Annotated in this window: 12 protein-coding genes; 7 read left to right on the forward strand and 5 right to left on the reverse strand. The window is 35.9% G+C overall.

All coding sequences use genetic code 11. From position 1 onward, the window contains the following. Positions 1-250: 250 nt before the first annotated feature. Positions 251-1,096 carry a calcium-binding protein gene (locus SAGCYANO_RS20900; protein ID WP_202221829.1) on the reverse strand — a complete coding sequence of 282 codons (846 nt, stop codon included), beginning with the start codon at positions 1,094-1,096 and terminating at the stop codon, positions 251-253. A 1,862-nt stretch (positions 1,097-2,958) separates the two neighbouring features. On the opposite strand from SAGCYANO_RS20900, the gene SAGCYANO_RS20905 reads away from it, so the two are divergent. The 3 genes from SAGCYANO_RS20905 (at position 2,959) to ligA (ending at position 7,443) form a co-directional block, all read left to right on the forward strand. Next, positions 2,959-3,915 (forward strand): Npun_R2479 family HD domain-containing metalloprotein, encoded by a 957-nt coding sequence (locus SAGCYANO_RS20905; RefSeq protein ID WP_202221830.1) that lies wholly within the window; start codon positions 2,959-2,961, stop codon positions 3,913-3,915. An 81-nt stretch (positions 3,916-3,996) separates the two neighbouring features. Next, on the forward strand, positions 3,997-4,179 hold the full coding sequence (locus SAGCYANO_RS20910; protein ID WP_202221831.1) for a hypothetical protein: 183 nt from the start codon (positions 3,997-3,999) through the stop codon (positions 4,177-4,179). Positions 4,180-5,388: 1,209 nt separating this feature from the next. Further along, entirely contained in the window at positions 5,389-7,443 is a 2,055-nt protein-coding gene (gene ligA, locus SAGCYANO_RS20915; RefSeq protein ID WP_202221832.1) for an NAD-dependent DNA ligase LigA, read from the forward strand. 589 nt (positions 7,444-8,032) lie between these two features. Here the strand turns inward: ligA and SAGCYANO_RS20920 are convergent. Further along, positions 8,033-8,755 (reverse strand): response regulator transcription factor, encoded by a 723-nt coding sequence (locus tag SAGCYANO_RS20920; protein WP_202221833.1) that lies wholly within the window; start codon positions 8,753-8,755, stop codon positions 8,033-8,035. A 228-nt stretch (positions 8,756-8,983) separates the two neighbouring features. Between SAGCYANO_RS20920 and SAGCYANO_RS20925 the strand changes: the two genes are divergently transcribed. Both SAGCYANO_RS20925 and SAGCYANO_RS20930 read left to right on the forward strand, forming a co-directional pair. Further along, a complete protein-coding gene (locus SAGCYANO_RS20925; RefSeq protein WP_202221834.1) occupies positions 8,984-9,160 on the forward strand; it encodes a hypothetical protein in 177 nt (58 codons plus the stop codon). A gap of 1 nt (position 9,161) precedes the next feature. Next, positions 9,162-9,371, forward strand: coding sequence for a hypothetical protein (locus SAGCYANO_RS20930; protein WP_202221981.1), 210 nt, complete (start codon positions 9,162-9,164; stop codon positions 9,369-9,371). A gap of 707 nt (positions 9,372-10,078) precedes the next feature. Here the strand turns inward: SAGCYANO_RS20930 and SAGCYANO_RS20935 are convergent. Further along, the gene (locus SAGCYANO_RS20935) at positions 10,079-10,798 is read right to left on the reverse strand and encodes a heme oxygenase (biliverdin-producing) (RefSeq protein WP_202221835.1); all 720 of its coding nucleotides are present in this window, start codon (positions 10,796-10,798) and stop codon (positions 10,079-10,081) included. A 360-nt stretch (positions 10,799-11,158) separates the two neighbouring features. Between SAGCYANO_RS20935 and SAGCYANO_RS20940 the strand changes: the two genes are divergently transcribed. Beyond that, positions 11,159-12,211, forward strand: coding sequence for a glycoside hydrolase family 10 protein (locus SAGCYANO_RS20940; protein WP_202221836.1), 1,053 nt, complete (start codon positions 11,159-11,161; stop codon positions 12,209-12,211). Between the two features lie 54 nt (positions 12,212-12,265). Here SAGCYANO_RS20940 and SAGCYANO_RS20945 read toward each other — a convergent pair whose 3' ends face one another. Both SAGCYANO_RS20945 and SAGCYANO_RS20950 read right to left on the reverse strand, forming a co-directional pair. Continuing rightward, a complete protein-coding gene (locus tag SAGCYANO_RS20945; protein WP_375339969.1) occupies positions 12,266-12,814 on the reverse strand; it encodes a Uma2 family endonuclease in 549 nt (182 codons plus the stop codon). Positions 12,815-13,023: 209 nt separating this feature from the next. Beyond that, positions 13,024-13,377 (reverse strand): four helix bundle protein, encoded by a 354-nt coding sequence (locus tag SAGCYANO_RS20950; protein WP_202221838.1) that lies wholly within the window; start codon positions 13,375-13,377, stop codon positions 13,024-13,026. A 46-nt stretch (positions 13,378-13,423) separates the two neighbouring features. Here SAGCYANO_RS20950 and SAGCYANO_RS20955 point away from each other — a divergent pair, with 46 nt between their 5' ends. Next, the gene (locus SAGCYANO_RS20955; RefSeq protein ID WP_255502641.1) at positions 13,424-13,846 is read left to right on the forward strand and encodes an Rpn family recombination-promoting nuclease/putative transposase; all 423 of its coding nucleotides are present in this window, start codon (positions 13,424-13,426) and stop codon (positions 13,844-13,846) included. Positions 13,847-13,911: the final 65 nt, after the last annotated feature.

The following is a 13,911-nucleotide window of genomic DNA, read 5'->3' on the forward strand; positions in this document are numbered from 1 at the left end:
TCTGCTCCGGAAGGCAACAGATAAGATATTTTTACGCGCGAAGGCAGGAAAAAAGATTTTTTAGGGTGAATTTTTCGTATCCTTAGCCTGCTCTAATTAAAAGATTTATTTTCTGGAGATGTCTATTAATTAGATAATTAGACGTAAGTAAATATTAATGATATTCATCAATTATCTTGAGAATCTATCAAATTTCCCCCTACTCCCTACTCCCTAATCGTTATTTGTGGGTATTTAAAAAGACATGATATTAGATAATAGTGAAGTCAAGATCGCCTTCTGCAACATTCAGCACTATTGCCAGATAATCTTCTTCATCATCCCTCAACCTAATAGCTACACCATTTTCTCCACCCACAACAGTTGTATCAAATTCTATGTCGCTACGCGCTAAACCATCAATTAATCCAATTCGATCATCTTCTTCAGGATTATAGTCTGTAATAATATCTGCATCTGATGGACTGAGACCACCTGTGTTTTCATTAATAGCAAATAAATCTTCTCCTGCTCCTCCTGTTAAAGTATCAGAGTCGCGATCGCCTACTAGAGTATCATCGCCTTCACCTCCATCTAGAGAATCATCTTCTTTACCTCCCAAGAGGCTATCATCTTCTAAACCACCAAAAAGACAGTCATTGCCTCTATTACCATAAAGTGTATCTTCATTTTCTTCACCAAATAGAGAGTCATTATTCCTACCACCCCACAATGTGTCACTACCATCACCACCTAAAATAAAATCCTGTTGTTGACCGCCGAGTAGAGAATCATTACCTGTACCTCCAAGCAAAGTATCATTATCTCCCTCTCCAAAAATTCTATCTCCCCCGCCTCTACCTTCTATAGAATCTCGGCCTTCCATTCCCATAATTAGGTCTGCCCCTGCTGTGCCGTTGATAGTATCATCTTCTTCTGTACCGAGAATTTCATTGAATTGATTTCCAGAACTCCCACTTCCATCGGTGCTTGTGCCATTAGCACCTCCATTCGGATCGTTGCCCCCTCCTGGCATTGATTCATCAATTAAAGGCCCAAAAAAATCAACTAGATCGATTACACCGTTAAAAAGGTCTTCTTCTGTTGCTGTTACCATAAAACTCTACTTAATAACTTCTTTGTAAATTATATTTACATTTAGAGCAACAGTATAGATAGGTTTGGACATAGAGCGATAACGATCTTTAAGACAGGGAAATTTTTTTCCGATTGTTCATTGTTCTCTTTTATAGCGTTTTCATCTGGGATGTGGAAACCAAGTTATATGAAAAATGTATGGAGGTATGGAGGGAATAGTCAAGGAGGAAAAACAGCATTAAATAGTAGCAAACACTAGGATATCTGGCACTCAAAACAGTGTCTTTTTTAGAAAAGAAAACCTCAATCTATGTTTACATTTCAAATAAAAACACTATATAAATAATCTGTTAATTATTTTTTATTCGCCAGTTCAGTAATAGTTAATAGGGATGATATAGCGTTTTTATCTGGAATGTGGAAACCAAGTGCTATGAAAAAGGTATTGAGGTATGGAGGTATGGAGAGAATAGTAAAGGAGGGAAAACAGCATTAAGGAGAGAAAACAGCATTAAATAGTAGCAAAAACTAGGATATAAGGTACTCAACACAGTGCTTTTTTTATACAAAAAACCTCAATCTATAATTTATATCAAATCCGGTTAAACACCCATAGAATGGTTAAGTTAGGAGGAGTCAGGTAGTAGGGGCGTTAACGATAGTTATGCGCAAGCTTTCGGCCGGAAAGCTGACGCATAGCTGACGAATGGCGCCCGTACAGGAGTCAGGAGGAGAAAGAATTACAAAGATGACCATAGTTATGACGATTGAAGATTTTTTTTATGTCCAATTAAACGGATTTGATATTACATCTCAAATAAAAACATTATATTTGACAAATACACTATTCAATTGCTTAGTGTATTTGTCAGAGCCTAATAAACCTGGTCATAATTAAAGTTAATTTTGAAGGGGTAACTAGGGTAATTTGACATCCTCCCCGGCTGTTAGGCACGGGGATTCCTACTGAGCCGTAGCTCTTCGGCGGGTTGACGCTTTGCTTCGCATAGCTGTCGCTAACACAGGGTGCTGCTTCCTTGGCGGTAGTCTGACGCTTCCCTCCACGTCCGTTTAGAGTTTCCGAGTGCCCCCCGGCAACTAATAATAGTGTAGCATATATTCAATTCACTTGCAAATAAAATAAAAAGTCGCCCTACAAGGGCGAGGCTTTAAACCCAATTTTTCGGTAAAATTGGCGAAATATCGTACTCAGGAGTCTTCAAGAATTTAGAATTTAGAATTTAGAATTTAGAATTACCTCTACTTTAAAACGCATAGGATTGACTAATCATGAAAATTTTTATTTATTATCCCCTTAAAAGGGGAGGCTTTAAACCACAATATTTCGGTAATTCTTAATTCATACAGAGATATATAGCTCTAAGACTTTCAACAAATATGGTGATTTACTGGTCTTAAGTTTGATTGCCCACTAATTTATTCTGATTCCTGTCTTGTGTCTTCTTATTCTTTCGAGTTTATACCAAATCGGATTATTTAAAGATATTTTATAGGATGCAAGATTTAACCATCTCTTCATTTACATAAAAGGAAATAGAAGTCTGAGGCATTGTTAATAGTTACTCCCTTATTTCATAGATCGAGTGTACCTATCTTATAAGTTTAAAGGACTTTTCTCAGGGTCTATTCTTATTTGTGATGAGTCTTAATGTCCCTATTTGAGAAATTATCTTGGCGAAGCCATAGATTTCTGCTACTTTTAAATTAAGTAGATAATAACAATCAAAACTAAAAAATTATTTTTGGTATTCAGACTTGCAAGTAATTAGAAAAGCTAGTCTATGAATTGACAAATTAATAGCTAATGACATAGATCGAGCTATTAGAGTAATATTTAATACTGGAGTGCAAATAAATATAATGTTAAATGCAACGGAAATATTAATAAATGCTTTCGTAAAAGAGCTACAAGCAGGCTACCATCGTACTTATGGTGGTTTTAAGCCCAACTATCCAGAAATTATTGCCTGGGCAGGAAATATGGCTCTGGAAAATATTGCTAACTGTGATGCTTTATATCACAACGTTGAGCATACAATGTTGGTTACTCTTGTTGGGCAAGAAATTTTGCGGGGTAAGCATATTCGTGAAGGTGGGGTGTCTCCCGAAGATTGGTTACATTATATTATTTCATTATTGTGCCACGATATTGGTTATGTTAAAGGAGTTTGCCGAGAGGACCAAGAATTATTAAGTTTATATGCTACAGGAATTAATGATGGAATGGTTTCTTTGGGAGATGGTGCTACTTCAGCTAGCCTTACTCCTTATCATGTAGATCGAGGTAAATTAGTAATAGATGAACGTTTTGGTGGTCATCGACTAATTGATGCAGATCAAATTAAACGTAATATTGAATTAACTCGTTTTCCTGTTCCTAAGGCAGAAACTCATCAAGATAGAAATAATTTTTCTGGGTTATCAAGAGCAGCAGATTTAATTGGTCAATTAAGTGACCCTAATTATTTGCTGAAAATTAGTGCTTTATTCTATGAATTTGAAGAAGTTGGTACTAACAAAGTTTTGGGTTATAAATCTCCGGCGGATCTAAGACGTAGCTATGCAAAATTTTATTGGGATGGAGTTTATCCTTATATTCCTGCAGCTATTAATTATTTGGAATTGACTCAAAGTGGCAAACAAATTATTGCTAACCTCTATGCAAATGTGTTTCAGGTAGAACATGAACCACAGGAAAAAAACAATGGTGTAAATTTACTAGATGCTCAGAATAACAGTTACACAAATGGAGATGTTTCAAAAATAAAATCAGTGAAGAAAAAGAAATTTAGTGAATTTTTAGGCTTGAATTTATAACTAGAAAAATAGGATTTTTACAAAAAAACTATCAATCAATATAATTAATTAATCTATGTGATTCAAATTTGAAGAAGGAAGATGGAAGAAGGAAGATGGAAGAAGAAAGATGGAAGAAGAAAGATGGAAGATGGAAGATGGAAGATGGAAGATGAGGAAAAGGAGAAAGTTTTTCGATCTATAATTATTACTAATTATCCGGACATGATTCTGATAAATTTTTCCCTGTTGCCTGTTGTCTATTCCCTATTCCCTATTCCCTAAAATTGAGAATACGATACAAAATTGGGTCTAATATCAAGTGTCATTAATTAGCCATAACAAAAAAGTTTTCCCCGCTAAATTTTTCTCTGTTGCCTTTTGCCTATTCCCTATTCCCTATTCCCTAAAATTGAGAATACGATACAAAATTGGGTCTAATATCAAGTGTCATTAATTAGCCATAACAAAAAAGTTTTCCCCGCTAAATTTTTCTCTGTTGCCTTTTGCCTATTCCCTATTCCCTATTCCCTGTTCCCTGTTCCCTAAAATTGAGAATACGATCAAAATTGGGTCTAATATCAAATGTCATTAATTAGCCATAACAAAAAAGTTTTCCCCGCTAAATTTTTCCCTATTCCCTATTCCCTATTCCCTATTCCCTGTTCTCTGTTCCCTAAAATTGAGAATACGATCAAAATTGGGTCTAATATCAAGTGTCATTAATTAGCCATAACAAAAAAGTTTTCCCCGCTAAATTTTTCTCTGTTGCCTTTTGCCTATTCCCTATTCCCTATTCCCTGTTCCCTGTTCCCTAAAATTGAGAATACGATCAAAATTGGGTCTAATATCAAATGTCATTAATTAGCCATAACAAAAAAGTTTTCCCCGCTAAATTTTTCCCTATTCCCTATTCCCTATTCCCTATTCCCTATTCCCTATTCCCTAAAATTGAGAATACGATACAAAATTGGGTCTAATATCAAATGTCATTAATTAGCCATAACAAAAAGTTTTCCCCGCTAAATTTTTCCCTATTCCCTATTCCCTATTCCCTATTCCCTGTTCTCTGTTCCCTAAAATTGAGAATACGATACAAAATTGGATCTAATATCAAGTGTCATTAATTAGCCATAACAAAAAAGTTTTCCCCGCTAAATTTTTCCCTATTCTCTATTCCCTATTCCCTATTCCCTATTCCCTATTCCCTATTCCCTGTTCTCTGTTCCCTAAAATTGAGAATACGATCAAAATTGGGTCTAATATCAAATGTCATTAATTAGCCATAACAAAAAGTTTTCCCCGCTAAATTTTTCCCTATTCCCTATTCCCTATTCCCTATTCCCTGTTCTCTGTTCCCTAAAATTGAGAATACGATCAAAATTGTGTCTAATATCAAGTGTCATTAATTAGCCATAACAAAAAAGTTTTCCCCGCTAAATTTTTCCCTATTCCCTATTCCCTATTCCCTATTCCCTAAAAAGGAGAAAAAACATGGCAAAGTTAACACCAGAATTAGAGCAGCGCGCTCAACAATTGAGGCAGAAACTTCAAGAAGCTGGCTATGCTTACTATGTTCTTGATAACCCTATTATGGAAGATGCTGTTTACGATCGCCTGATTCGAGAATTACAAGAATTAGAAACTCAATATCCTCAATTAATTGTTCCAGATAGTCCTACCCAAAGAGTAGGAGAAAAACCAGCAACTAAATTTATTTCAATTGAGCATAATATTCCTCTTTATAGTCTGGAAAATGCTTTTAATATTGAAGAATTAAAAAATTGGCAAGAACGTTGGCAACGTCAAATAACAATCGATCCCCATCCTAATACGGTAGATTATGTTTGTGAACTCAAAATAGATGGTTCTGCTTTAGCTCTAACTTATGAAAATGGTTTATTAGTAAGAGGTGCTACTCGTGGAGATGGAATTACAGGAGAAGATATTACTCAAAATGTCAAAACAATTAAAAGTATTCCCTTAAAACTAAAAATAGATAATCCACCCTCAATAATAGAAGTTCGAGGTGAGGCTTTTTTATCAATTAATGTATTTGAAAGTATCAACGCAGAAAGAGAAAAAATGGGAGAACCACCATTTGCTAATCCCCGTAATTCAGCAGCAGGTACTTTGCGACAGTTAGATTCAAAAATAGTTGCTCGACGCCGACTAGATTTTTTCGCTTATACACTTTATATACAATCTGAAATTAACTCAGAATTATCTCAACTTTCTACTCAATGGCAATATTTAGAATTACTACAAAAACTAGGTTTTAAAGTTAATCCTCATCGTCAAATTTGTTCATCTTTAAATGATGTTCAAAAATACTATCAATATTGGGATACCGAACGAAAAAATTTGCCCTATTTAACCGATGGAGTTGTAGTTAAACTTAATTCTTTGCCACTACAAAAAAAATTAGGATTTACTCAAAAATTTCCTCGGTGGGCGATCGCTCTCAAATATCCTGCCGAAGAAGTCCCGACTATTGTCGAAGCAGTCACAATTCAAGTGGGCCGAACTGGGGCACTTACCCCCGTGGCAGAATTAAAATCTGTCCAGTTAGCAGGTACAACCGTACAAAGAGCTTCCCTACATAATAGCGATCGCCTCGCGGAACTAAATTTACATATAGGGGACACAGTAATAGTCCGCAAAGCTGGAGAAATTATTCCAGAAGTGGTACGAGTTTTACCAGAACTACGTCCCACAAATGCCCAACTATTTCAAATGCCTACCCACTGTCCAGAATGCGGTCAACCTGTGGTCAAACCTACCGATGAGGCAGTAACGAGGTGTATCAATGCTTCATGTCCCGCTATTGTTCGGGGTTCCTTGGTACATTGGGCCTCTAGAGGCGCTCTGGATATTAATGGTTTAGGGGAAAAATTAGTACAGCAGTTGGTAAATAGTGGTTTAGTTGAGTCGGTGGGCGATCTATATGATTTGAATGTCGAAAGTTTGACTTCCCTCGAACGCATGGGACAAAAATCTGCTACTAAATTGGTAGATGCGATCGCTACTTCCAAGACAAAATCTTGGGCGCGGGTGCTTTATGGTTTAGGTATTCGTCATGTGGGTAGTGTAAATGCAGAGTTATTAACTCAGAAATTTTCCTGTGTAGGACAGTTGGCACAAGCAAAGGTGACAGATATTGAGGCAGTCTATGGAATTGGTCCAGAAATTGCTCAATCAATTGAACAGTGGTTTCAGGTATCAGCTAATCAAGAATTGGTGAAACGTCTGAATAATGCTGGAGTGACGATGGAGGTAAGAACAAATACAGGGAATGTGGCAAAAGAGCAAAGTGCATTTTTAGCAGGCAAAACTTTTGTGCTAACGGGAACTTTACCAACCTTGAAGCGGGATGAGGCAAAGAGTTTGATTGAAACTGCTGGTGGTAAGGTGACGAGTACGGTGAGTTCTAAGACTGATTTTGTTGTGGTAGGAAAAGATCCAGGTTCTAAGTTGCAGAAAGCTGAAAAGTTGGGGATCGAGCAGTTGAGTGAAGCGCGGTTATTGGAAATATTAGAAAGCGTTTAATAATTAATAATTAACAATTAATAATTAATAATTACCTCTTCTTATAAAGAAGAAGATTGACTAAAAGGATTTTTTGGCGTTGGTGAAAAGAGGTATGATATCTTGTCCGGATAAGAGCGCGAACAAAAAACTTTCCCCTTCTATTCCTTATTTCTTCTTTTTTCTTCCCTCCTGACTCCTGACTCCTGACTCCTGACTCCTAAATAATTAAGATTAATATCATACCCTAATTTACCAGCGCCAGGATTTTTTTTCTTTTTTCTCTATGGAATGGAGAGGCTTTATACCTTAATTTTTTGGTAATATCATGTCCGGATAATTAGTTATAAAAAAACTTTCTCTTTCAACTCCAGTTCTTCCTCTTCCTTCTTCTTTCTTCCCTCCTGACTCCTGACTCCTCCGTCATTAACAAGTAAGCAGAATAGAAATAACTTATACCAATTTACTTTAAAGATGTGACAAATAGTTGTGCTGCTTAAAATGTTAAATAATTTCCTGAAATTACTCTATCATAAAAGTTTTGAGCTTCTATAAAATCTTACTTTTGACTTTTGACTTTTGACTTATAACTTCCGTGAAACGGTATTAGTTATTCCTGTATAATATCATCTTTGACTGGCGCTTCAAACTTATAACCAACTTTATAAATAGTTTTTATATACTCAAAATCACAACCACAATTTTTAATTTTTTTGCGAATCTGACTAATATGTACATCACAAACTTTTTCGTTTCCAAACCAAGAATCATCTTCACTATTAAATACTTGATTGCACAATTCAGAGCGCTTCCAAACATAGCTTGGTTTATTAGCCATACAAAATAATAAATTAAATTGTATGTTAGTTAGAGCAACAATTTTATTCTTAAATTTTACTTCTCTAATAGTATTATTTATTACTAAATCCCCAAATACAAGCTGGTCTGATTTTCTATTAGAAGGTAATCTTTGACGTTTCAATATTGCTCTGATAAGAGCATTCAATTCTACTAAACTAAATGGTTTTGTGAGATAACCGTCTGCACCTAACTGAAAAGCTAGGACTTTAGTTGCTTCATCACATAGACTGCTCAACATAAGTACCAATACATCATTATAACTCTGCATTTCCTGACAAAGCTCAAACCCAGTAGTATCTGGTAGATTTATATCTAAAACAACTAAATCTGGTTGAAATTCTTTAAATAAAACTAAAGCTGTTTTACCATCTCCTGCAGACTCTACTTGATATTCTTGCTGAGTTAAAAAACGATGAACTAACATTCTGGTTGCCTGGTCATCATCAACTACAAGAATTTTATGAGATGCCATATTAAACATCCTCCTAATTTTTGTATAGGTACATCATCAGTTTAACTGCTACGACAATTATCGCAAAATACCCTAATAATTCCAAAAATGCAATTTTTAGATTGATAATATGGCACATCATTGATATAATGTTAGTTGAAATGCCTAATATTAAAGATCAGAAAAAGTCATTATCTGGAAATAAAAATCAAGAAGAAAACTTTTATTCTCTTTAATTTGCCGGACATCATGTCAGCAGAAGAAAAAAAGGGAAAAAATATTACTGAAAAATTGGGCTTTGCATCATCATGGGATGATTTTGATATGTATCCAGAAATTTGTTCGATCTATCAACATTTTCAGCTTATAAAAATGCGATCGTCGTCCTGCAATTATGTAATATCAAATCAGGTTAAACAGTTATAAATTGGTAGTCTTTACAAGTCATATCAAATCCGGTAGCATCGGTGTAATTAGATGGGGGATGGGGAGATGGGGAGATGGGGAGATGGGGGGATGGGGAGATGGGGGATGGGGAGATGGGGAGATGGGGGATGGGGAGATGGGGAGATGGGGGATGGGGAGATGGGGAGATGGGGGATGGGGAGATGGGGAGATTGGGAGATGGGGAGATTAAGAAATATTTGGTAATGGTTGAAGATGGAACATTTTTTACGTGCCGAATTAAACGGATTTGATATCAGGTAGCGTCCCCGTTAGTAGGGGGATGTACAGGAGTCAGAAGAAGAGAGAATCACTTTGATTTAGTTGTTATGACGGTTGTAGAGTTTTTGGTTGTCCTGAATAGTAATGATGAAGATATATATTTTTAATTTCTTACCGAAATATTGTGGGTATGCGCCTCCCCTTTTAAGGGGATAATAAATAAAAATTTTCCTGTTCGTCAATCCTATCCGTTTTCAAGGAGAGTTCATTAATGGATAATTGATAATGGATAATTGATAATTACCTCGGGTTTTAACCGAGAGGATTGAATATAAGGAAATATTATTTCTTCTCTTGGTTGATTGGATATGGCGAGGAGACCTCGCCATCCCTCAACCGCTTTTTTCCCCTTAAAAGGGGAGGCTTTAAACCAGAATTATTTAATTATCAATAATTCTAAATTCTAAATTCTAAATTCTAAATTCTAAATTCTAAATTCTAAATTCTAAATTCTAAATTCTAAATTCTAAATTCTTGAATACACTCCCACACTCCTGTTCAAAAGCAAAATGTTGGAGACTTGGTGACTACTTTAGAGCCATCAAACCCCCAACATTTAAAATACAAGTTAAAAGTCTTCTTTCTACAAAAATAGAAATATTAACCAATCAACCGTTATTATTCAGCAGCAGTAGCTAACTCTGTACTACCTGAACTACGTCTTCTAGTTAAAGTATTGAACAACAATACACCGATCGCCTTAATTAAATTACCTTCTAATTCATTGAACATTTTCATGTTCATGTCAAAAGCAGCATTAGCCTCATTAACCATTCTATCTGCCGTTGCCTGATCGATGGGTAAATCATTCATCCTCTGACGATACATATTCTTAAATGCTTTCTCATCAGAAATTTCTGGGAACTCATAGAAAGCAGTACCTTCCCCATCAGTTAAATTCATACCTCTCTGAGCAATTTTCTTAAGAATTTGACCGCCAGACAAATCTCCCAAGTAGCGAGTATAGGAGTGAGCTACTAACAACTCTGGTTCTTTTTCTGAAATTTCTCTAATTCTCTGTACATAAGCTTCACCCGCAGCAGAAGGAGCAACTTGATCGCGCCAACCAGCACCATAATAAAACTGTAGGTCTTTCTCTAGACTCTGTTTACGGTTTAGCTGTGCAAAATAAACCTGGGAAAGGATTGGATGTTCCTGGTGGCGTTGCATCTCTTCTTCCATTGCGGAATAAACAAAGTAAAGATTCTTAACTAAATTCCGGTAGGAGTTCTTTTCTACAACACCTTTTAAAAAACACTTGACAAAACCTACGTTTTCTGCATTTGTATGAGCTTTTTTGGTTCCTTCACGCAATTGAGTTGCTAGGTTTACACTCATGTTAAAATTCCCTTACGAATACTAAATTATACAATTTGGCGTATCAATTCCTACAGAAATTTAGAAATTTACTGCCTATTTCTATAGATTAAAATGAATGGATGAGAATTTACATTAAGAATGATTAAGAAGTATAAGGAAGGCAGGAGGCAGGAGGCAGGAGGCAGGAGGGAAGAAAAAGTGCTTACGAGAAAAAGTTTTTTATCACGCTCTTATCCGGACATGATATTACTTCCTCTGTTGCTAAAACTATAATTCCAATGTGGATTCTATGTAAAGCCCTCCACACTTCCCACACTTCCCACACCTCCCACACTTCCAACACCTTCAACACCTCCAACACCTCCCACACCTCCGAACATGACATTACACGGTATCTGGCTCACAAATGTTGATAGTAAAGTCCTCTATTCTAGAGATAATATTGCTGAAGCAATGGACTTTCTTGCTGAAACAGGATTTAATGTTGTATTTCCGGTGGTCTGGAATAAAGCATTTACCCTCTACCCGAGTCAACTGATGCAGACAATTTTTGGCAGAGAGATAGACCCTCTATACAAAGGTCGCGACCCCCTAGCAGAAGTAATTATGGAAGCACGGCGAGTCGGTATTAAAATTATTCCTTGGTTTGAATACGGGTTTGTCAGTTCTTACAAACAAAATGGAGGGTTACTTCTAGCAAAAAAACCGGAATGGGCGGCTCGTGACTGTAGGGGGAATTTATTGGTAAAAAATGGTTTTGAGTGGATGAATGCTTTGGATGAGCAAGTGCAGAATTTTCTGATGGATCTAGTATTGGAAGTGGTGAAAAATTATGACATTGATGGCATCCAGGGAGACGACCGAATGCCAGCATTTCCTTCTGAAGGTGGCTACGATGTTAAAACAGTGGAACGTTATCGTCAGCAATTTTCTTGTCATCCACCTCAAAATCATAAACATCACAGATGGTTACAATGGCGTGCAGATATTTTGACAAATTTTTTAACTCGTTTACATCGGGAAGTGAAAGCAATTAAGCCTGAACTTTTGGTTTCAATGGCTCCCAGTTTTTACAAGTGGAGTTTGAATGAATATTTACAAGACTACCCAACTTGGATAAATCAAGGAATTGTGGATATTATTCACCCTCAACTTTACCGTCGTGACTTTGCTAGTTACAAATCTCTTGTGCAACAGTTAGTGAAACAGCAATTTATTTGTAGTCATTTAAGTAAGGTGTTTCCAGGGATTTTAATTAAAGTTGGCTCTTATCGAATTAGTGTAGATTATCTTTTGGAGGCGATCGCCTATAACCGCTCTATAGGTATTAATGGAGAAGTGTTATTTTTCTATGAAGGTCTCAGAGAAAATAACGATGCTTTGGCTAAAGCATTGCGAACAATTCCTTACAGCGGTTTTCCTGCACGGTAGACCACAAGACGTTCCATGGAACGTCCCTACGTTGGGAAGCGATCGCCTCCCAAACTACTCCCCAAATAATCTCTCGACTGAAACCTCCAGTTCCCTAAACGCCAACGGTACAATTACCCCCTGACTCAAAATTTCTTGGGAGTTATAACCTGTATTAGTAGGAGAACGAAATACCACAACTTCCCAATTTTGCAAATTAATCACCCAATATTCTGGAATACCTACCGCAGCATAAATCTTACTTTTTACCTCCAAATCTTTACTCAAAGTAGAATTAGAATATTCTATCAACCAAAATATATTTTCTGGATAGGGGTGATGTTCGCGATAATTTCTACCTAAACGTTGTACAATTGCAATATCCGGTTCAGGTTCAGAATTACTTTGTGGTAAAGTAATAGGCTTACCTTGACGGACTTTAGCGCGTTCCCCCAACAGATATATCAAATATTCTGCTGCTTCATCACTGGTATAAGCATGAAATTCTCCCTCTGGCGTCATTTCCACAATTTCTCCATTCAATAACTCCACACAGCGTTCCACTAATATTCCTGCTGCAATCATTTGATGATATTCAGTAACTGTCCACTTGGCAATGGTCATAGTCATAGCGATCGCTCCTTTTTAATTGATAATGGATAATGGATAATGGATAATGGATAATTGATAATTGATAATTGATAATTGATAATTGATAATTGATAATTGATAATTAGAGTATTAATGGATAATTGATAATGAATAATTAGAGTATTAGTAGAGTTAGAGAGAAAACTAGAGATTTAAAAAACTCTTTCATTATCAATTGCTTATTAGTTGTTTGATTTAGCTGATTTGACAATAGTTATTAGGAGTTTTAATAATTCTATGCAGTCTTGGCTAATTGAGTTAAATCCTCTGATGTCAATGTAGTCTCCGTAATGTAATAACTCTAACCAATACAGAGTCTCATTAGCCTCTTTCAGAGCGATGGCCATTTTATGTGCGAAGTCGGCACGACTTTCAGCGTGTTCAGCTTCACGCACCAAAGCCCCTATTGCTGTACCACTACGAAGTAATTGCTTTGACAAAACATACTCATGTTTATCTTGATTAAGATACTTTGACAATTTAACAACTCGTAGTGCAAATGCAAATGATTTTTCTTTAACTACATTATTTTTCATAATTATCAATTATCAATTATCCATTATCCATTATCCATTATCCATTATCCACTATCAATTAGCTTACAATCTTTGTAAATCTTATGCCAATCAATTAGAAATAGGAGAAGGTTATTTTTTGCTAAATCCAATCATAGCTGTGACAATTACTGATTTTCTGATGTTTAAGGAAAATCAGAAAGTAATTAACAGATTTGTGTATAAAGAGGAAACAGATAATTTTGTTTATAAAGGTGCAGAACTAAAATTTGTATTTCTGGAATTGCCGAAATTTAATAAGAAATTAGAGGAATTAGAAAGTTTGGCAGATAAGTGGATTTACTTCTTGAAAGAAACTGCTAAATTAGAAATAATTCCAGAACCTTTAGGGGAAGTACCGGAAATTAAACGTGCTCTAAATATTGCTAATCAGGCTAATTTTAATAGACAAGAATTAGACAGTTTTGAACGGCGGGCAATAATGTTGTAAGATGAGAAAGGAAAAATAAGTTATGCAAAAGAAGAAGGTAAAGCAGAAGGAATAAACAATAGGTA

Origin of the sequence: Okeania sp. KiyG1, from assembly GCF_014132355.1 — a bacterium.
In the GTDB taxonomy this organism is placed as follows: domain Bacteria; phylum Cyanobacteriota; class Cyanobacteriia; order Cyanobacteriales; family Microcoleaceae; genus Okeania.